The sequence below is a fragment of the Aquitalea pelogenes genome (assembly GCF_041914625.1).
Classification (GTDB): Bacteria; Pseudomonadota; Gammaproteobacteria; order Burkholderiales; family Chromobacteriaceae; genus Aquitalea; species Aquitalea pelogenes.
The window spans coordinates 27,693-47,208 of record NZ_JAYSDA010000020.1; the positions used below are offsets into that span (position 1 = coordinate 27,693).

The 19,516-nt window shown below is 60.7% G+C and carries 15 protein-coding genes; 5 read left to right on the top strand and 10 right to left on the bottom strand.

What is annotated here, in order from left to right; genetic code table 11:
* Positions 1-13: 13 nt before the first annotated feature.
* From iolB to ACE3SE_RS15105, 3 genes are read right to left on the bottom strand one after another with little or no spacing between them, the layout of a single operon-like run.
* The gene (gene iolB, locus ACE3SE_RS15095) at positions 14-811 is read right to left on the bottom strand and encodes a 5-deoxy-glucuronate isomerase (RefSeq protein WP_374556412.1); all 798 of its coding nucleotides are present in this window, start codon (positions 809-811) and stop codon (positions 14-16) included.
* Positions 808-1,725, bottom strand: coding sequence for a myo-inosose-2 dehydratase (iolE, locus tag ACE3SE_RS15100; RefSeq protein WP_374556414.1), 918 nt, complete (start codon positions 1,723-1,725; stop codon positions 808-810). The genes iolB and iolE (ACE3SE_RS15100) overlap by 4 nt, the downstream gene beginning before the upstream one ends.
* Before the next feature lie 18 nt (positions 1,726-1,743).
* A complete protein-coding gene (locus tag ACE3SE_RS15105) occupies positions 1,744-3,681 on the bottom strand; it encodes a bifunctional 5-dehydro-2-deoxygluconokinase/5-dehydro-2-deoxyphosphogluconate aldolase (protein ID WP_374556416.1) in 1,938 nt (645 codons plus the stop codon).
* 235 nt (positions 3,682-3,916) lie between these two features.
* Between ACE3SE_RS15105 and ACE3SE_RS15110 the strand changes: the two genes are divergently transcribed.
* Complete coding sequence (locus ACE3SE_RS15110; RefSeq protein ID WP_045846020.1) at positions 3,917-4,783, top strand: MurR/RpiR family transcriptional regulator; 867 nt, start codon at positions 3,917-3,919, stop codon at positions 4,781-4,783.
* Here the strand turns inward: ACE3SE_RS15110 and ACE3SE_RS15115 are convergent.
* The 6 genes from ACE3SE_RS15115 to iolD all read right to left on the bottom strand — a co-directional run bounded on the left by ACE3SE_RS15115 (position 4,713) and on the right by iolD (position 12,589).
* Positions 4,713-5,630 (bottom strand): DMT family transporter, encoded by a 918-nt coding sequence (locus ACE3SE_RS15115; RefSeq protein ID WP_374556418.1) that lies wholly within the window; start codon positions 5,628-5,630, stop codon positions 4,713-4,715. The genes ACE3SE_RS15110 and ACE3SE_RS15115 overlap by 71 nt on opposite strands.
* 177 nt (positions 5,631-5,807) lie before the next feature.
* Positions 5,808-6,833, bottom strand: coding sequence for an ABC transporter permease (locus tag ACE3SE_RS15120; RefSeq protein WP_045846022.1), 1,026 nt, complete (start codon positions 6,831-6,833; stop codon positions 5,808-5,810).
* A 47-nt stretch (positions 6,834-6,880) separates the two neighbouring features.
* Complete coding sequence (locus tag ACE3SE_RS15125; protein ID WP_374556421.1) at positions 6,881-8,428, bottom strand: sugar ABC transporter ATP-binding protein; 1,548 nt, start codon at positions 8,426-8,428, stop codon at positions 6,881-6,883.
* Positions 8,429-8,486: 58 nt separating this feature from the next.
* Complete coding sequence (locus ACE3SE_RS15130) at positions 8,487-9,425, bottom strand: sugar ABC transporter substrate-binding protein (protein ID WP_045846023.1); 939 nt, start codon at positions 9,423-9,425, stop codon at positions 8,487-8,489.
* Between the two features lie 366 nt (positions 9,426-9,791).
* Positions 9,792-10,703, bottom strand: coding sequence for a myo-inosose-2 dehydratase (gene iolE, locus ACE3SE_RS15135; protein WP_374556423.1), 912 nt, complete (start codon positions 10,701-10,703; stop codon positions 9,792-9,794).
* A gap of 26 nt (positions 10,704-10,729) precedes the next feature.
* Positions 10,730-12,589, bottom strand: coding sequence for a 3D-(3,5/4)-trihydroxycyclohexane-1,2-dione acylhydrolase (decyclizing) (iolD, locus tag ACE3SE_RS15140; protein ID WP_374556425.1), 1,860 nt, complete (start codon positions 12,587-12,589; stop codon positions 10,730-10,732).
* Positions 12,590-13,008: 419 nt separating this feature from the next.
* Between iolD and iolG the strand changes: the two genes are divergently transcribed.
* Both iolG and ACE3SE_RS15150 read left to right on the top strand, forming a co-directional pair.
* On the top strand, positions 13,009-13,995 hold the full coding sequence (gene iolG / locus ACE3SE_RS15145; protein ID WP_374556427.1) for an inositol 2-dehydrogenase: 987 nt from the start codon (positions 13,009-13,011) through the stop codon (positions 13,993-13,995).
* 58 nt (positions 13,996-14,053) lie between these two features.
* Complete coding sequence (locus ACE3SE_RS15150) at positions 14,054-15,070, top strand: Gfo/Idh/MocA family oxidoreductase (protein WP_374556429.1); 1,017 nt, start codon at positions 14,054-14,056, stop codon at positions 15,068-15,070.
* Positions 15,071-15,245: 175 nt separating this feature from the next.
* Here the strand turns inward: ACE3SE_RS15150 and ACE3SE_RS15155 are convergent, their stop codons facing one another.
* The gene (locus ACE3SE_RS15155) at positions 15,246-16,715 is read right to left on the bottom strand and encodes an acetyl-CoA hydrolase/transferase family protein (RefSeq protein WP_062786261.1); all 1,470 of its coding nucleotides are present in this window, start codon (positions 16,713-16,715) and stop codon (positions 15,246-15,248) included.
* 531 nt (positions 16,716-17,246) lie between these two features.
* On the opposite strand from ACE3SE_RS15155, the gene ACE3SE_RS15160 reads away from it, so the two are divergent.
* Both ACE3SE_RS15160 and ACE3SE_RS15165 read left to right on the top strand, forming a co-directional pair.
* Positions 17,247-17,885 (top strand): TetR/AcrR family transcriptional regulator, encoded by a 639-nt coding sequence (locus ACE3SE_RS15160; RefSeq protein ID WP_374556431.1) that lies wholly within the window; start codon positions 17,247-17,249, stop codon positions 17,883-17,885.
* 58 nt (positions 17,886-17,943) lie between these two features.
* Complete coding sequence (locus tag ACE3SE_RS15165; protein ID WP_374556433.1) at positions 17,944-19,488, top strand: efflux transporter outer membrane subunit; 1,545 nt, start codon at positions 17,944-17,946, stop codon at positions 19,486-19,488.
* The last annotated feature ends 28 nt before the right edge of the window (positions 19,489-19,516 follow it).

A 19,516-nucleotide genomic window follows, 5' to 3' on the forward strand; every position in this document is an offset into this window, starting at 1 on the left:
CGGCACCACGGCCTCAATCAGGCAGTTGCAACAGCCATTCGTGTTGCGGGTCGTTGTGGAAGGACCACTGGCGTTTGGGCCCGGCCATCACGTTGAGGTAATAGGACTGGTAGCCATAGGGCACGCACACCGGGTGGTAGCCGCGCGGCACCATCATCACGTCGTGGTTTTCCACGGCGTGGGATTCGTCCAGGCTACGGTCGTCGGTGTAGGCCCGCTGGAAGGCAAAACCCTGTGGCGGGTCGATGCGGTGGTAGTAGGTTTCTTCCAGTGCGCTTTCCGCTGGCAGATTGTCCAGATCGTGCTTGTGCGGCGGGTAGCTGGAAGAATGGCCGGACGGGGTGATGACCTCCACCACCAAGAGGCCGTCGGCCGGCTCGGTCTGCGGCAGGATATCAGTCACATAGCGGGTGTTGGCCCCTTTGCCGCGCACACTGCGCTGCATGCTGGCAGGTGCAATCAGCCGCACCTCGTGGCCCGGCTGGCCAGGTGCCGAGCACAAGGCCACTTCGGCCGGGATCAGTGCGGTGATGGTAAGAGGCTCGCCGGCCGGGACATACACCGCCCACGGGGCCTGTTCGTCAAACACGCTGCTGCGCTCACCCAGGCTGTCCCAGTACAGACTACCTGCCTGCACCGCCACCTTGCCGGTCAGCACCACCAGACAGCATTCGCGCCCGGCATCCTGCCAGCTTTCCTGTTCGCCCACATCCAGTCGCACGGCGCGGAAACCCACATGCTGCCAACCTGCGCTTTGCGGGGTGATGTCGGCAATTTCGCGCCCCTTGCCTGCCTTGACCAACAAGCTCATGCCACATTCCTTTCCTGCTGATTGATGGCCGCCACCAGCGATGACAAGGTGCGATAGCCCATGTCGGCGTATTCATAGCTGGGAGCAACGACCGGGTCCTGCTCGGCCTCCACCACCAGCCAGCCCTGATAACCGTGAACCGCCAGAGCACGCAAAATGGCGGCAAAGTCGATGCAGCCATCGCCCGGCACGGTAAACGCACCATTGATCACCGCCTGCAGAAAGCTCCAGTTGCCGTTCCAGGCCTGTTTCACCACTTGCGGGCGCACATCCTTGCAATGCACATGTACCACGCGGGCAATATGTTTGTTCAGCACGGCCAGCGCATCGCCACCAGCAAAGGTGATGTGGCCGGTATCAAACAGCAGGCCAACTTCCGGGCCGGTCACCGCCATCAACTGGTCGATGTCCTGCGCGGTTTCGACATAGGCCCCCATATGGTGGTGATAAGCCAGGGTGATGCCGCGTGATTGCAGATGGCGGGCAAATTCACTCAGCCGCGCGCCATAGGCCAGCCATTGCTGTTGACTGGTAAAACGCGGGCGCTTGTACAAGGGCTGGGGCTGGCCCTGAATGGCACTGGCCACCTCGCCATACACCATCACCTTGCAGCCGTTTTGCACCAGCAGTTGTAGATGCGGCTCCACGCGGCGGATTTCCTCTTCCACACTGCTTTCCGCCAGATATCCGGAATGCCAGCCTGACACGCACTCCACGCCATAAGGCTGTAATACGGCAGCCAGCGTTTGCGGGTCGCGCGGAAACTTGTTGCCCAGCTCGAAGCCCTGATAACCGATGCGCGCACCTTCGCGCAAAATGGTGTCCAGCGTGACCTCCCCGCCCAGCGAGGGCAGGTCGTCATTGCACCAGGAAATGGGGTTGATGCCGATTTTTACCTTGAATGGCTTGCTCATTATTGTTCTCCCGGGTGCTCAGCGCGGCTGGCGACGGCTGCGCCAGATGTCGATCAGGGTTTCGAAGTTGTTGCGCGCAGCGGCAATCAGCCCGGCGTCGTCCAGTTCGCCGGCCAGCCAGCGTTGTGACGGTTCGTGGAACAGCGTGCGTCCCACCATGAAACCACGGCAGCTGCGGCTGGCTGCTGCGTCGGCAAAGCCCTGACGCAGTACATCCAGCGAAGCATGCAGGCCCAGCAGCACCACGCCACGGCAATAGGGGTCGCGCTCGGCCAGCAGCGCGTCCACCGCCTGCCATTGCGCGGCCGACATGGATTCCAGCTTCCACCACTCCGGATAGATGCCCAGGTTGTAAAAACGCTTGAGCGCGCGCAGCACGGTATCCGGCTGTTGCGGCAATTTCTTTGACGGAATCACTTCCAGCAGCAGCTCATGTCCGCTCAGTTGAGCGGCTTCGTAGATAGCGCGCACCTGGGCTTCCTGCTCCAGCCGGTTTTCCAGTGTGTCGTCCGGGTGGTACTGCACCAGACATTTGATGATGTGTTCCTGCGGCCAGCTTTCCAGCCGGGCGGTGGCGGTGCGGCCACGATCGAATTCCAGCGGGTTGGAACCGGGCAGCTCCACCGGACGGCCTATCCACCAGCCGCGACCGGTGGCGGCATACATGGCGTCCTCGCCGTAGCGGTCATCCACCAGAATACCGATATGGCCTTGCAGTTGCAGTGCGCTTTCGGTTTGCGCCACCGCCTCCACCAACAGGCGCTTGAGCACGGAAATGCGCGCCTCGTCCGCCCCGCTTTGCCGCGCCAGCTCGAAAAACTGGTTGCGGTGGTCGAAGGCAAACACGCACAGGTCATCCCATTGCTTGCGCTTGATGCTGACCCGGTGCAGGCGGCTGAGCGTGGCATCGTCACCCGGTCGCAGCGGTGTCTGTTCCAGACCGAGGAAATAATCCAGTTCGGCCGGGGTGGGCATGGCCGGCGAGCAGCCATGACGCGACACCACCAGTGCGCCGCAGGCATTGGCGCGGGTGCAGCACCAGCCGTAGTCGCGGCCATGCAGCCAGCCGGACAGGAAGCCGGACAGAAAGGCATCACCTGCGCCCAGCACATTCATCACTTCCACCTGCGCGCCCTTGACCGAGAAGGCATCCTCGATGCGCGCCGGGATGGCACCCGGAATCACCGCGCAGCCCAGCGGGCCACGCTTCACCACCAGCGTGGCATGTGGTGCCAGCTGGCGCACGGTGGCCAGGCTGGTGAGCAAATCGTCCGAGCCCCCGGCGATATTGATTTCTTCTTCGGTACCGACAATCAGGTCGAACAGCGGCAGTACCGATTGCAAATGGGCAGTCACACCATCGCTGGCGATATAGCGCTCTTCGCCATTGCCACGGCCGGTAATGCCCCACAGCACCGGGCGATAGTCGATATCCAGCACGGTGCGCACATCATGCTTTCGTGCCAGCGCCAGCGCCTTGCGGCTGGCGGCATTTACCTTGGCAGTGGAAAAGTGGGTGCCGGTAATCAGCAGCGCCTTGCTGGAGGCAATGAAGTCTTCATTGATATCCGCTTCTTCCAGCGCCATGTCGGCACAGTTCTCGCGGTAAAACAGCAGGGGGAAGGTATCGCGGTCCTTGATGCCCAACAGCACCAGCGCGGTAAGCCGTTCCGGGTCCACCTTCACCTGGCTGACATCACAGCCTTCCGCTGTCAGGGTGTCCAGCAGGTAGCGGCCCATGTGTTCGTCGCCCACGCGGGACAGCATGGCGGACTTCAGGCCGAGGCGGGCAGTACCGAAAGCGATGTTGGCAGAGGAGCCGCCCAGATAGCGGGCAAAGCTGCTGGCGTCTTCCAGCCGGGCTCCCAGTTGGCGGGCATACAAGTCGATGGCCAGTCTGCCCAGGCAGATCAGGTCCAGCGGTCGGTCGGCAGCAAAATGGGTGGTGTTTTGCATGATGTGCATTCTTTGTCTCGTTGAGTGACTGTCCGCCGCTGCGGCCCGCCTCCACCCGCCCGGGGAAGTGCGCCGTCAGCCATATCGGTGAAGTCCAGCATAAATCGCTGGCCTGACGAATGCAACTTTTTTTTCGTATTTATTTTCTAATAGAAATTATTTTCCGAAAAATGTTTTTGTAGTGCGCCGGTTTCACTCTAAAATGACGCCATCCACATTGCCGAACATTCCTGCCATGACCAAGGAAATAAGCGCCGATCAGCTGATGCAACGCATCGCCGAGGAATACGAAGACCTGAGCAAGCAGCTGAAAGTGATTGCCAAATATGTAGAAGAACACCGCCAGACCCTGGTGCTGGAGCGCATTACCGACATTGCCCAGGCCTGCGAGGTGCAACCTTCCGCCATCGTGCGTTTTGCCCAGCGCTTTGGCTTCAGCGGCTTTTCCGACATGCAGACGGTGTTCCGCGATGCCTTTGCCCCGGCCGGTGGCAATGTCAACAATTACCAGAAGCGCATCCGCAGCGTGATTGCCACGCAGGACACGCCGCTGAGCAACACCCAGGTGACGCAGAACTTCATTGCTGCCTGCCAGCAGGGGCTGGACGAGTTGTCGCAAGCGCTGGACCCGGCGGCCATCGACAAGGCGGTGGAACTGCTGGTGAAGGCGGACAATATCTATGTGGTGGCAGTGCGGCGCATGTTTCCGATTGCCAGCTATATCAGCTATGCCCTGCAGCACACGGCCAAGCGGGTGCATCTGGTATCCGGCCTGGGCGGCATGTACCACGACCAGATCCGCAGCATCCGCGAAAACGACCTGATGATCGCCATCAGCTTCCAGCCTTATGGCAAGGAAACCCGTTACTGCGCACGTGTGGCCGGACAAAACAAGGCAAAGCAGCTGGTGATTACCGACAGCCAGTTAAGCCCGCTGGCACGCAATGCCGATGCGGTGCTGACGGTAAAAGAGGGCACAGCGTTTTCTTTCCGCTCGCTCACCAGCACCATCAGCCTGTGTCAGGCCTTGTTCATTGCCCTGTCTTACCGGCTGGAACTGGTGATTGAAGAGACCCGCGACGCCGGGGCTTACGACGACTGATCAGCAAGGACGACATGATCAGTCCCGCGCCGGTCAGCTGACTGGCGCTCATGCCGCTGCCAAACCACCACCAGGCCAGCATGGCGGTCCACACCGGCTCCAGCAGCAGGATGAAGGCGGAACGCTGCATTGGCACCCGCGCCTGCGCCCAGCCTTGCAGGAAGAAGCGGCCACAGGTGGCCAGCAGGATGCTTACCAGCAGCCAGGCCATCAGCTCACCGCTCAGCCGGGATGGCCAGTGCTCCACCAGTACACTGCCGACCAAACCGGCCACTCCGGCCAGCAGCAGCTGCAAGGCGGTCAGGCTCAATGCCGGCACCTTCGCCCCTGCCCTGCCGTTCAGATTGAGAAACACCGACATCGCCACGGCCGAAGCCAGAAACAGGCTGTCGGCCGCACCCAGCTGCCAGCCACCATGCAAGGCCATGGCAGCCACCCCCAGCGCCGCCAGCGGCATGGCCCACAGGGTTTGCGCCAGCAGCACAGTGCCGAACATCAGCCGTGCCAGCACTGGTGCCAGCACCACGCCCAGGCTACCGATGAAGGCACCCACGCCCAGGTTGTTGCTTTGCTGCAAGGCCAGCATCCACAGCACCATGGCCAAGGCCAGCATCAGCGCACTCCACCAGCTGCTGGCAGGCAGACGCCAAGGCAATGGCTGGGCACGCCAGCGCGCCAGCAAGGCCAGCACCACACCGGCACTGCCAAAGCGCACTCCCAGAAACAACAAGGGCGGCATGCCGCGCAGCACTTCCTTGGAACACAGCCAGCCAAAACCGGCAATCAGGGTCACCAGTACCAGCGTGGCTTCTGCCAGTCCGGGACGTACCGCTTGATCTACTCTCACAACTGGATTCGGGCGCACAACAGGTTTCCGCAACAATGAAAAAACGGGAAGGCGCACCTTCCCGATCAACACCCTGCTGAGAGATTCCTGCCGCATTGTCATGCCGCATCAGGACAGCCGGGTGTGACTCCGGCCACAGTTTAACTGCTGCCACACCCGCTGTGTGATGCCTGGCTATCAGCTGCGGCGATTACGCTGGCGGTACTGGTCTGCCACCACGGCCACCACGATGATGATGCCTTTGACGATTTCCTGGTAATAAGCGTCGATACGCAGGAAGGTGAAGCCGGAGGTCATGGTGCCCAGAATCAGCGTGCCGATCACCGTGCCGGTAATCTTGCCCAGGCCACCATTGAGCGAGGTGCCACCGATGACCGCAGCGGCAATCGCGTCCAGCTCGTACATCATGCCCATGCCGGCCTGACCGGACACCGCCCGCGCCGAGGTCACCACCCCGGCCAGACCAGACAGCAGGCCGGCCACGGTGTACACCAGGATCAGGTGGCGGTTGACATTGATGCCGGCCACCCGCGCAGCGGCACGGTTGGCACCGATGGCGTAAGTGTATTTGCCGTAGCGGGTGTAGCTGAGGATGATGTGGAACACCAGCGCCGTCACCAGGAAGATGATGACCGGGTTGATGCCGGCACCAATCGCGGCATAGTTGTCCGACAGCATGCTGATGGGCTCACCCTTGGTGTACCACTTGGCCATGCCGCGTGCAGTCACCATCACCCCCAGCGTGGCGATGAAGGGCGGAATGGCGGTCTTGGCAATCACCGTGCCGTTGATCAGGCCGCACACCAGCCCCACCAGCAAACCGGCTGCCAGCGGTGCAATCACCGGCAGGTCGGTCAGCGCGGGGAATACGGCGCGGGCAAAGTCGGAGGTTTGCGCCAGACTGGCCGACACCATGGCGGTGAGCGCCACCACCGAGCCGGATGAGAGGTCGATACCGCCCATGATGATGATCTGGGTGACGCCCACCGCGATGATGCCGATGACCGATACCTGCAGCACCATCACGATCAGTCTTTCCTTGTTGGCGATGAAGCTCTGGCCGACGAACAGCCATCCCAACAGTTCGAATATCAGGGCCACGCCCAGCAGCACCATGAAAATGCGTGCTTCGGCGGGAATCCTGAAGCCAAATGCGCCGGATTTTGCTGCCTTGTCCAGCGGCTGCGTATTGCTGATTGCCATCTCGTCTTCTCCTGCTGTTATTGTGCTTTGCCTGGCTGGCGGCAGTGTCAGCCGGCAGCCAGTGTCATGATGCTGACCTGGGTGGCGTCGGCCCGGTCGACAATGCCGGTCACCCTGCCCTCGTGCATCACCATGATGCGGTCGCTCATGCCCAGGACTTCGGGCAACTCGGACGAAATCATGATGACGGCCACACCCTGCCCGGCCAGCTTGCAGATCAGCTTGTGGATTTCGGCCTTGGCGCCCACGTCGATGCCGCGGGTGGGTTCGTCCAGAATCAGTATTTTCGGGTTGGTCAGCAGCCAGCGGCCAATCAGCACTTTTTGCTGGTTGCCACCGGACAGGTTTTCGATGCGCTCGTCCAGATTCGGCGTTTTCACCCGCAGCGTGCCGGACATGGCTGCGCACATGCTGTCCAGCGCCTGCTGGCGGACAAAACCGGCCTTGAGGTTGTCACCGCCCAGCACCGAGATCTGCATGTTTTCCTGAATGCTCAGGTTGAGAAAACAGCCGGTGTCCTTGCGGTCTTCGGTGAGAAAGGCCATGCCGTGTTGCATGGCAGTACGCGGGGAATCCACCGTCACCGCCTGGCCATTGATGCGGATCTGGCCGCTGCTGGCAGGGCTGACGCCAAACAGGGTTTCCGCCACATTGCTGCGGCCGGAGCCGATCAGCCCTGCCACGCCGAGAATTTCTCCCTGACGCACGGAAAAGGACACATCGTGGAATACGCCATCGAGGGTGAGGTGTTCCACTTCCAGTGCCACCTCGCCAATCGGCACGATGGTCTTGGGGAACATCTCGGTGATTTCACGCCCCACCATCATGCGGATCACTTCATCATGCGTCAGCTGCTCCACCCGCTTGCAGCCGATGAAATGGCCATCGCGGAATACCGACACCTCGTCGGCAATTTCGAACAGCTCGTTCATCTTGTGGGTGATGTAGATGATGCCCTTGCCCTGTTCGCGCAGCATGCGCACGATGCGGAACAGGTGGGCGACTTCGTGTTCGGTCAGCGCTGACGTGGGTTCGTCCATGATCAGCACGTCGGAGTTGTACGACACCGCACGGGCAATCTCCACCATCTGGCGGCTGGAAATGCTCAGGCTGGCCACCTTGGCCTCGGGGTCCAGATCGATGGCCAGCTGGGCAAACAGCTCGCGGGTCATCTGGTACATCCTGGCGTGGTCGATCAGGCCGAAGCGGTTCAGCGGCTCGCGACGGATCCAGATGTTTTCGGCAATGCTCATGAAGGGCATCAGGTTGAGTTCCTGATGAATCATGGCGATGCCGTTTTCCAGGGCATCCAGCGGCGAAGTCAGCGCAATTTCGCGGCCGTGCAGGCGGTACACGCCCTTGTCCGGGATATACACCCCGGCCAGGATCTTCATCAGCGTGGACTTGCCGGCGCCGTTTTCGCCCATCAGCGCATGCACGGTTCCGGCGCGCAGGCGGAAGGACACATCATCCAGCGCCACCACACCGGGAAAAGCCTTGCGCACGCCTTCCACTTCAATCAGCAGCGTTTCGCTGTTCACCGGCGGGTGGGACGGTGCGGCTGCCTTCGGTTTTTCCGGGGCCAGGCTCAACATGGCTTGCTCTCCTCCTTGAGTACCGGGCGGCAGTCTCTTGCTACCGCCCGCTTCAGCATTAGTTGCGCGACTGGTAGTTCTTCAGGTTGGCCGGGGTGACCAGCTCGAACGGCACCCAGATCATCGACGGCAGCTTCTCGCCACGCGACAGCTTCAATGCGGTGTCTACCGCACCCTTGCCCTGACCGGCGGCATTCTGGAACACGGTGACTTTCAGCTCGCCGTTTTTCATCGCGGTGAGGGCATCCTGGGTGGCGTCCACGCCAGCCACGATGGTTTTGTCCAGACGCTTGGCAGACTTGAGCGCCTGGATGGCACCCAGTGCCATTTCGTCGTTATTGGACACCACGGCATCAAACTGCAGGCCGGCACTCAGCCAGTTCATCATCAGGTCGCGGCCATCGGTGCGCGACCATTTGGCGGTCTGTTTTTCTACAATCCTGATGCCGTTACACGGGGCCTTGGCGATGACTTCTTCCACGTCCTTGGTACGCTGACGTGCTGCCTGGTTGGCCAGGTCGCCCATCATCACCACGATATTGCCCTTGCCCTTCATCAGGCGGCACACCTCTTTCATCTGTACGGTGCCGGATTCGGCCTCGTTGGAGCCGACAAATGCCACCTTGGCAGGCAGGGTCTTGTCAGCCGGCATGCGGTTTACGTACACCAGCGGAATGCCGGCGCTTTGCGCCAGCTTGGTGATTTTCGGTGTGGCATCGGTATCCACCACGTTGACGATGATGGCGTCCACTTTCTGGGCAATAAAGTTTTGTACCTGGCTGAGCTGGCGGCCAACGTCGTTCTGCGCATCTTCAAACTGGATGTCCACACCCTTCTGGCTACCGGCGTAGGTTTTCATGTTATTGCGCAGCACGGTGAGGAAGTTGTCGTCAAAGGCGGACATGGTCACGCCCAGTTTGGCAGCGGATGCCGGCATGGCCAGCATGGTGAGGGAAAAGAACACTGCGGAACCAGCAAGCTTGGTGATGCGTTTCATTGATGCGTCTCCTGTCCTTATGGTGTGGGTTCGATCCCGACATGCCGCCGACCGCTCATGTTGCAGTGCAATGCGAAGCGCATATCGTGTTGTCGTGCAGCTAAGATAAGTGAGCCGCATCAATATTGCAAATAAAATTTCATGCTGCACCGCACTTAGAAATGTTTTTCTATATTTTGCCAGATGAACCCGTTGCCCCGGCTGGCCAGGGTCCTGCCACAGCGCCATGCACTGCATGGCCATCCCCTTGATTTAACGGGTTTTAACCGGGCACAAATGCAACAAGAAGGGCGAAAAAATGAAAAAGCCATGCCGACATGGCATGGCTACTGACTCAGCGACCAGTTGCACTGGCAACAAGCGTTTTCAGGCAACAACCGGCTGGCGCAGGCTGGCACACAAGGCGGCCAGATAGTCGTAACCCTTCTTGGCATATTCATAGCTGGGTGCCAACGCCGGGTCCTGCTCGGCTTCCACCACCAGCCAGCCCCGGTAGCCATACCGTTGCAGCGTGGCAAGGATGGGAGCGAAGTCGATCATGCCGTCACCCGGTACGGTAAATACCCCCTTGAGCACGGCATCCAGAAAGCTCCAGTTTTCCGCCCTGGCCTGTTGCATCACCGTCCGTCGCACATCCTTGCAATGCACATGCACCACGCGGTCCACGTGCTTGAGCAGCTCGACATAGGCGTCACCCCCGGCAAAAGTGATGTGGCCGGTATCAAACAGCAAGCCGACATCCGGCCCGGTGAGTGACATCAGCAAGTCCAGATCGGCACTGGTTTCGCAATACGCACCCATGTGATGGTGATAAGCCAGCGTGATGCCCTTGCCCTTCAGCCAGGCAGCAAAGGCATCCAGCCGCGCGGCGTAATCCCGCCATTGCTGCTGGCTGGCAAAGCGAGGCCGTTGCGAAAGTGGCGTTTGCTGCTGTCCCTGCACCGAACCGGCCACCTCGCCATACACCAGCACCTGGCAACCGTTGAACACCAGCTTGTCCACATGGGCAGTGGCTGCTGCGATTTCATCTTCCACCGAGCCCTCGGCCAGATGACCGGAATGCCAGCCGGACACCACCGCCACGCCGTATTCGGCCATCTTGTCGCGCAGGGCCTGCGGGTCTTTGGGAAACTTGTTGCCCAGCTCGAAGCCGGCATAGCCGATTTCCGCGCCCTCCTGCAGGCAGGTTTCCAGCGGAATATGTCCACCCAGTTGCGGCAGGTCGTCATTACTCCAGGAAATGGGGTTGATGCCAATACGCACATCGAAATCTGTCACGCTCTCTCTCCTTGTTGTCATCCGGCTCAGCCCAGGCGCTGACGCTGGCGGGCCTGTTCATAGTCGGCACGGGCATTGCGTACCGCTTCGCGTTCGGACACTTCCGGAATGCCCACTTCCCACCAACTGCCGCCTTCGGGCGTGCATTGCGGGCCATCGATACGCAGCTGGATCAGATAACTGCGGCTGGATGCCCGGGCGCGCACCATGGCGGCCAGCAGTTCGGCCACCGAGCCGACGGTTTCGGCCTCGGCACCCAGCGAACGGGCATTCCGGGCAAAATCGACCTGCGGGATGCCATGCTCGCCATGCAGACAGTCGACCAGCATATTGTTGAAAGGCGCACCGCCGCATGCCTGCTGCAAGCGGTTGATGCAGGCGTAACCGGCATTGTCCAGCAGCACCACGATGATCTTGTGACCCAGCATCACCGAAGTGGCCAGCTCATTGTTCAGCATCAAATAGCTGCCATCGCCCACCATCACGATGACTTCGCGTTCTGGCCGGGCCATCTTCACCCCCAGGCCACCGGCCACTTCATAACCCATGCAGGAAAAGCCGTACTCCATGTGATAACCACCGGGCGTACTGGTGCGCCACAACTTGTGCAGCTCGGCCGGCAGCGTACCGGCAGCGCACACCACGATGTCGCGTTCGGCCGAATCCGCCGCCGAGGCCTGCACTGCGCCGATGGCCTCGGCATAGGTGGGCAGGCTGGCACGCGGGCTGCGCACAATTTCGTCCACTTGACGACGCCAGCCATTGCACAGTCGCTGGCTGTGCGCGGTCCAGTCGGCATCGGCCTGCCAGCCTTCCAGCGCGGCACTCAGTGCCGCCAGACCCACCGCAGCATCACATTGCAGGCTGTGGCCACCCCACTTGCCGGCATCAAAGCCATTCACATTGATGGACAACAGCGTGGCCTGCGCGTACAGCGCATGCGAGCCGGTGGTGAAGTCCTGCAAACGACTGCCCACCGCCAGCACCAGGTCGGCTTGCGCGGCCAGCTCGTTGGCCGCCGGGGAACCGGTCACGCCGATGGAGCCGGCCAGCAAGGGGTGATCCCAGCTCAGCGCGCCCTTGCCCGCCTGACTCTCGCCAACCGGAATACCGTGTGTTTCGGCAAACTGGCGTAGCGCGTCAGTACCACCCGCGCTGTACAGTACCCCGCCACCACACACGATGAGCGGGCGTTTGGCCTGGCGCAACAGGCTGGCCAGAGCCGCCAGCTCGGTGGGTTCCGCCGGTGGCTGACGAAAATGGATGTCACGCTCGGCAAAGAAGGCTTCCGGCCAGTCAAAGGCCTGCGCCTGCACGTCCTGCGGCAGGGCCAGTGTCACCGGACCGCACTGAGCCGGGTCGGTAAGGGTGGCAATGGCACGCGGCAAGGCGGTCAGCAACTGGGATGGCACCACGATGCGGTCGAAGTAACGCGATACCGGCCGCAGGCAATCCACCGCCGTCACTCCACCATCCTGAAAGTCTTCCACTTGCTGCAATACCGGGTCCGGTGCACGCGAGATGAACACATCACCCGGCAACAACAGCATGGGCAGGCGGTTGACATGGGCCACCGCAGCGGCAGTGACCAGATTGGTACAACCAGGGCCGATGGAGGTGCTGACCGCCATCATGCGACGGCGAAAATGCGCCTTGGCATAGGCGGTAGCGGCCAGTGCCATGCCCTGCTCGTTATGGGCGCGCAAGGTGGGCAGCACATCCTGCGCTGCCTGCAAGGCTTCGCCCAGACCGGCCACATTGCCGTGGCCGAATATGGCCCACACGCCACCAAACAGCCGCTCCCGGCTGCCATCCGGCATGGTGACAAACTGCGCGGCCAGATAGCGCACCAGCGCTTGGGCCACGGTGAGACGTACGGTTTTCACATCCATTCTCCAGGGGGCGATGACATCAGCTGACAGGGCGGTGCCAGCATGACGTGATCGAGAGTAAGGAACAGCTTGCCACTACGATATAAGATTTCCGGATGATTGCAAATTATTTTTCATTTTAATTTTATTTTGAAAAACAATTTTCATCAACTCGTCGCCGCCGTCAAGGCATGTTGCTGCACTGCACAACAGTAGTGGATCTGCATCAGCCACAAAGCAGATTCCCGTATCTCGCATCGCAGCGGCAGTAAACAGCTGATGACATGCCAATACGTTGGTGAGTGTAGGCTTCTGCGACAGAAAATAAAATTTCCAAAAAAATATTTTTCAGAAATTATTTTCCAACATATACTGCTCTGCAAACCTGCCAATCAGCCGCACGGTTGGCCAACAACACGTATGAGGAGACAGCAATGACCGCAGTAGCCCTGTTCGGTGCCGGCCGTATCGGCAAGATCCACGCCGCCAACCTGGCCGCCCAGCCCGGTGCACACCTGAAGTATGTCGTCGACACCCACCAGCCTTCGGCGCAGGAACTGGCGGCGCAATACGGCGCCAGCGTAAGCGATATCGACAGTGCACTGGCCGACCCGGAAGTCGGCGCAGTCGTCATTGCCTCCAGTACCGATACCCATGCCGACCTCATCCTGCGTGCTGCGGCGCATGGCAAGGCCATCTTCTGCGAAAAGCCGGTGGACCTGACGCTGGAACGCGCCCGCCAGTGTGCTGCTGCGGTGAAAGAAGCAGGCGTGGCCTGCCTGATCGGCTTCCAGCGCCGCTACGACCCTACTTTTGCCGCAGTGAAAGCGCGCATTGAAGCCGGGGAAATCGGCCAGCCGGAAGTGCTGGTGGTAACCAGCCGCGACCCGGGTGCGCCGCCGGTGGACTACATCAAGCGCTCCGGCGGCATTTTCAAGGACATGCTGATTCACGACTTCGACATCTGCCGCTGGATTCTGGCTGACGAAGCCGTCAGCGTGCAGGCCACGGCCAGTGTGCTGACCGACCCGGCCATTGGCGAGGCAGGAGACGCCGACACCACCGCCGTCACCATCCGCACCCGCTCCGGTCGCCTGTGCCAGATCAACACCAGCCGCCGCGCTGCCTATGGTTACGACCAGCGCTTTGAAGTGCTGGGCAGCCTGGGCATGTTGCAGGCCGGTAATCACCGCCCTACCGAAGTGACTGCCTATGGTGGCCAGCAAGTCAGCACCGATCTGCCGGAACACTTTTTCCTGGAACGCTACCGTGCTGCCTACGCACTGGAAATGGCACATTTCTTTGACGTGGTGCAGCACGGCGTCACCCCGCGCACCACGGTGGAAGACGGCGTCAAGGCACTGGAGCTGGCCGATGCTGCCACCCGCTCCTGGCAGGAAAACCGCCTGATCAGCCTGTAAGCCTTCCCTTCCTCTGTCACATGCCCACCGCCATTTTGCCGGTGGGCAGGGAGAAGTCATGTCTGAACTCAATATCGGCATTGTCGGCCTGGGCCGGCTTGGCCGCCGTCATGCGCTCAATCTGCGTGATCGCATTCGTGGTGCCCGGCTGGTGGCAGCCTGCTCACCAGTGGATGAAGAACTGGGCTGGGCGGCAGAACACCTGCCCGGCGTCCACCGCCACCATACACTGGAGGCCATGCTGGCCGAGCCAGATGTCGAGGCCGTTTTCCTGGTCACCCCCACCGCGCTGCATGCCCAGCAGATCATCGCCTGCCTGCGTGCGGGCAAGCATGTGTTCTGCGAAAAACCGCTGGCCTTGAATGTGGAAGATTGTCAGAAGGTGGAGGCTGTGGCTGCCGAATATCCTCAGCTCAAGGCCATGGTGGGTTTTGTGCGCCGCTTTGATGCCAGCTATCAGGATGCAGAGGAAAAACTGCAACAGGGACTGGTAGGCCAGCCCTATCTGTTGCGCTCGCAAACCTGTGACCTGAACGACGAAAACGGCTTTTTCGTCAAGTTTGCCCCCAGCAGCGGCGGCATTTTCATGGATTGCAGCATTCACGATATCGACCTGGCGCGCTGGCTGCTGGGCTCGCCCCAACCGCTACGCGTCTGGGCCACTGGCACCAATGCCTTGCACCCGGCACTGGCCGACTGCGGCGATGTGGACAATGGCATGGCCATGCTGGAGTTTGCCGATGGCAAGCTGGCCTGTTTCTATGCTTCGCGCACCCAGGCGCATGGCCACGAAACCCTGACCGAAATCTTTGCCACTGCCGGGCGCTTGACTGTCGGTGCCAACCCGCGCGCCAACCGGGTGGACATCAGCGATGCCCATGGCGTGCGCAATGAATGCGTGCAGGACTTCTACCAGCGCTTTGCCGAGGCCTTTGTCAGCGAAGCCCAGCACTTTGTCGATGCCGTGCTGCACGATCAGCCCTTGGCACTGAGCCTGGCCGATGCCACCGAAGCCACCCGCATTGGCCTGGCCATCACCCAGGCCCTGCGCAGCAAGCAGGTAGTGGAGCTGTAAACCGACACGCGCTGAATGGCTGCAGATGATCGCCGCCTCTCGCTTTCTGAAAGGAAAGCGAGGCTCCCTTTCTGGGAAAAGACGGGGAGATTGGGAATAGATTGTCAGCAGCCTGAGCCCTTGCTTCACAGCAAGGGCTTTTTGTTTCCATCAGTTGGCCCGCACAGGCCGGGACTCAGGGCCGCATGCTGCCCTGCTCCACCAGCCGCTCATGCCAGGACAATGCCTCACCCAGCAGATGCGGGGTGTGCTTGCCCTTGCTGTCACGGCAGGCGCGGTCGAAGTAATCCTGCAACAGCGGGCGGTAGTCCGGGTGGGCGCAATTGGCTATTACCGTGCGGGCGCGCTGTTTGGGCGACAGGCCGCGCAAATCGGCCAGGCCCTGCTCGGTAACGATGATGCAGACGTCGTGCTCAGTGTGGTCGACATGGCTGACCATGGGCACGATGCAGGAAATCGCGCCGTTTTTGGCGGTGCTTGGGGTGACAAAGCAGGACAGGAAGCCGTTACGGGCAAAGTCACCCGAGCCGCCAATGCCGTTGATGATGGACGTGCCGGCCACATGGGTGGAGTTGACGTTGCCGTACAGGTCGGCTTCCACCATGCCATTGATGCCGATACAGCCCAGACGGCGAACCAGTTCGGCATGGTTGGAGATTTCCTGCGGCCGCAGCACGATGCGTTCACGGTAATGGTCGATATTGCGGGCAAACTCCTGCACGCCTTCCGGGCTGAGTGACAAGGCGGTGGCCGAGGCCATGCGGATGGTGTCGGTGCGGATCAAATCCAGCATGCCGTCCTGAATCACCTCGGTAAAGGCGGTCAGATTGGTGAAACCACCATCACGCAAGCCGCCCAGCACCGCATTGGCGATATTGCCGACGCCGGATTGCAGCGGCAGCAGGTTCTCCGGCAAACGGCCCATCCTGATTTCATGCTTGAGGAATTCCACCAGATGCCCGGCAATGCGCTGGCTGGTTTCGTCCGGCGGGGTAAAGCGGCCCAGACGGTCTGGCGCATGGGTTTGCACCACCGCCACCACCTTGGCCGGGTCCACCCGTAAATACGGCTCGCCAATGCGGTCGCCCGCCTGTGTCAGCGGAATCGGCTGGCGGTTGGGCGGCAGTGCCGTACCGTAATAGATGTCATGCATGCCATCCAGACCCAGCGGCTGGGTGCTGTTGACTTCCAGAATCACCTTGTCGGCCAGGTCCAGCCAGGTCTTGTTATTACCGATGGAGGTGGACGGAATCAGCCGGCCATCCGGCAGGATGCCCGCCACTTCCACCACCGCCAGGTCGATCTTGCCCAGAAAGCCGAACCAGGTGTATTGCGCCACCTGGCCCAGATGCACATCCATATAGTCGATTTCGCCACGGTTGATGCGTGCGCGCAGCTCCGGGTCTGACTGGTAAGGCAGGCGAAAATCAATGCCACCGGCCTTGGCCAGCGCGCCATCCAGCTCCGGCGCGGTGGAGGCCCCGGTGAGCACACGCAGGGCGAACTTCTCGCCGCGTCCCTGCGCTGCTTCAATACGGCCAGCCAGCGCCAGCGGCACTGCCTTGGGGTAGCCCGAGCCGGTAAACCCGCTCATGCCCACGGTCATGCCCGGCTGGATGTGTGTGGCGGCCTCCTCAGCCGACATGATTTTTCCTGCCAGACCGGCATGGTGAATGCGTTGTTCCACTTGTTGTTCCCTTGCAATTTCCGGCCTGTTGCGGCCTGGTGTTTTATCGAGCGTCGTGCCGTTCTGAAGTGCCGGCTTGTTACTGGCTGCCAACTTTGTCTTACGTTCACGTCAGCTAGCCAAGCCTGCTACTTAAGCAGCTTCAACCGGATTGCGGAGAACTAATCAGGCAAAACATGACCTGAATCAAAACCTGTTTGACCAAAGCTGATATAGGGTAGCCCTTGATTTTTCGCTCAACAAAAATGCCATTTGAATTTTTATTCATAAAATATGATTTAATTGGCATATTTAGTTTCCCCATTCTCCCTGTAGTGCCAAACCGGCAAACATTGCGGCAACAGCCCACGCGCATCCTTCTTGTTCTGTATCAAATTTGCATCAAATATCCATATTTGACCGCCAGGCCAGTTAATTCGACCGCGAGTACTGGATTTAAGGGTTAAACATTGTTAGCTTCTACTGGTTTTGGTAATTCAACCAAATACCATGTCAGCATCCCAAGCATCCAGAAAGTCCGTCCCCACCGATACCGATAAGGACCCGCGCACCCGGCTGATTGAAGCCGCCTTGGAAGTCCTGCTTCATGACGGTATCATGGGATTCAGCCAAAGCAAGGTTGCGCGCCAGGCCGGGCTGCGGCAAAGCCATCTGACTTATTACTTTCCCACCCGCAACGATTTATTAACCGTGGTGGTGGAACACGGCTGTCAATTGGTGATCAATGCTCAGGACTGCAGCGAACCTGCCGCCTTGGGCAGCCTGGAGGATTTCCGGCTGCGGATGTGCAACAACGTATGTGACACCCGCATTGCCCGCCTGATGGTGGCGGTTACCGTGGCAGCAGAAACCGACCCGCGGCTCAAGCAGTGGATCAGCGATTTTGACCGCCGCATGTTGAACAACAAGAAAGAAGCATTCCAGCAATACGGCATCACCTGCAGTACCGATGAACTGGCGCTGTTCCACAGCACCATTGCCGGCATCGCGCTACGCAACCTGAACAGTTGCACCCCGGAAGATCATGCCGAAGCCCGGCATCGCTTTTTGCTGGCCTTTGACCGGCTGGTCCTTGCGTCACATCCGACACAAAGATCAGAAAAATCCCAGGAATCAACTCGCCCATAAGGCAGGACAATGCCAACACCCTTTGCAAGGGATCGGCATGAAATGTAACAGGAGCATCATGATGCATCCCACCCCCTCTCCCGGCCGACAAGCACATAGCCGGACCCTGATCGCGCAACGCGCCTTGCTGCCCCTGTTGCTGGGTCTTGGCCTGAGCGGCTGCACGCTGACGCCGCCCGCACGGGCACCGCAGATGGTTGACAGCCAGATGCAAAACTACGGCAGCAAACTGGCTGACCAGCAAACGGCAGCCAGCCCCACCGGCATCGGCAATAGCGGCATTTCGCAGCACCTGGCCTATGGCCAGCAGCTGCCTGCCGAGTGGTGGCAGCTGTTCCGCTCCCCGGCACTGGACAAACTGGTGCGCGAAGCGCTGCAGAACAACCCCAGTCTGGGCGCTGCGCGCGCAGCGCTGAAGCAGGCGGAGGAAAACTACAATGCGGCGGCTGGTTCGCTGCAATATCCTTCGGTCAGCGGTCAATTGGGTGGCAGCCGGCAACATCAGCTGTTATCAGGCAGCACGCCATCCACCTACAACGTGCTGAGCGCCGGTCTGAACGTGTCTTATTCGCTGGACCTGTTCGGCGCCAATCGCCAGCAATTGCTGGGCCTGATGGCGGCGACCGATTATCAGCGCTACCAGCTGGAAGCCACTTACCAGACCCTGATCTTCAACGTGGTGACCACTGCCATTCAGGAAGCTTCGCAACGTGCCCAGCTGCAAGCGACGCAGGAGATGCTCGCCGCCAGCGAACAACAACTGCGCATTGTGGAAAATCAGGCGGCACTGGGTGGCGTGGCCCGCAGCAACGTGCTGTCGCAAGCCACACTGGTGGCTCAAACCCGCGCGCAGCTCTCTCCGCTGGAAAAGGCACTGGACCTCACCCGCCACCAGCTGGCGGTATATGTCGGCAAATTCCCGTCTGAACAGGGTCTGCCGGAATTCAGCCTGGACAGCCTGCAACTGCCCGCCGAATTACCCGTCTCCCTGCCATCCGAACTGGTACGCCAGCGTCCGGACATCCGTGCCAGCGAGGCCTTGCTGCAACAGGCCGGCGCGGCAGTTGGTGTAGCCACGGCCAACCAGTATCCACAAATCAACCTGACCGGCAGCTTCACCCGCGAGCGCTTGTTTGTTGGCCCGGCCACCACCGGGCTTAGCCTGTGGAGCATCGGTGCCGGTGTCACCCAGTCCCTGTTTGACGGTGGTTCCTTGCGCGCCAAGAAACGTGCTGCGGATGCCGCATTCGAACAGGCGCAGGCCCAGTACCGGGATACCGTGCTCAAGGGCTTCCAGAACGTGGCCGACAGCCTGCGGGCCGTCAGCGCCGATGCCAGCACCCTGCAAGCCCAGACCGAAGCCGAAGCCCGTGCACGCGAAACCCTGCAGCTGACGGAAAAGCGCTTCCGGCTGGGTGCAGTCAGCCAGCTGGCACTGCTGGATGCCCAGCGCACCTGGCAGCAGGCCCGTATCAGCCTGATCAGCGCCAGCGCCAGCCGGCATGCCGATTCCGCCGCGCTATTCCTGGCACTTGGCGGTGGCTGGTGGAACCGCAATGGCAACGATGGCAATGCAGAGCAGTCCGCCCAGGCCCGTCCCTGAGCCCGGCACACAAACAACACGCAATCTA

Bases quoted from the DNA above. Each gene is read 5' to 3' on its own strand.
- ACE3SE_RS15150 (WP_374556429.1), top strand. From the start codon at position 14,054: ATGTCTGAACTCAATATCGGCATTGTCGGCCTGGGCCGGCTTGGCCGC.
- ACE3SE_RS15165 (WP_374556433.1), top strand. From the start codon at position 17,944: ATGATGCATCCCACCCCCTCTCCCGGCCGACAAGCACATAGCCGGACC.
- ACE3SE_RS15160 (WP_374556431.1), top strand. From the start codon at position 17,247: ATGTCAGCATCCCAAGCATCCAGAAAGTCCGTCCCCACCGATACCGAT.
- iolE (WP_374556414.1), bottom strand. From the start codon at position 1,725: ATGAGCAAGCCATTCAAGGTAAAAATCGGCATCAACCCCATTTCCTGG.
- iolG (WP_374556427.1), top strand. From the start codon at position 13,009: ATGACCGCAGTAGCCCTGTTCGGTGCCGGCCGTATCGGCAAGATCCAC.
- ACE3SE_RS15125 (WP_374556421.1), bottom strand. From the start codon at position 8,428: ATGTTGAGCCTGGCCCCGGAAAAACCGAAGGCAGCCGCACCGTCCCAC.
- ACE3SE_RS15155 (WP_062786261.1), bottom strand. From the start codon at position 16,715: ATGTCGGCTGAGGAGGCCGCCACACACATCCAGCCGGGCATGACCGTG.
- ACE3SE_RS15105 (WP_374556416.1), bottom strand. From the start codon at position 3,681: ATGCAAAACACCACCCATTTTGCTGCCGACCGACCGCTGGACCTGATC.
- ACE3SE_RS15110 (WP_045846020.1), top strand. From the start codon at position 3,917: ATGACCAAGGAAATAAGCGCCGATCAGCTGATGCAACGCATCGCCGAG.
- ACE3SE_RS15120 (WP_045846022.1), bottom strand. From the start codon at position 6,833: ATGGCAATCAGCAATACGCAGCCGCTGGACAAGGCAGCAAAATCCGGC.
- iolB (WP_374556412.1), bottom strand. From the start codon at position 811: ATGAGCTTGTTGGTCAAGGCAGGCAAGGGGCGCGAAATTGCCGACATC.
- ACE3SE_RS15130 (WP_045846023.1), bottom strand. From the start codon at position 9,425: ATGAAACGCATCACCAAGCTTGCTGGTTCCGCAGTGTTCTTTTCCCTC.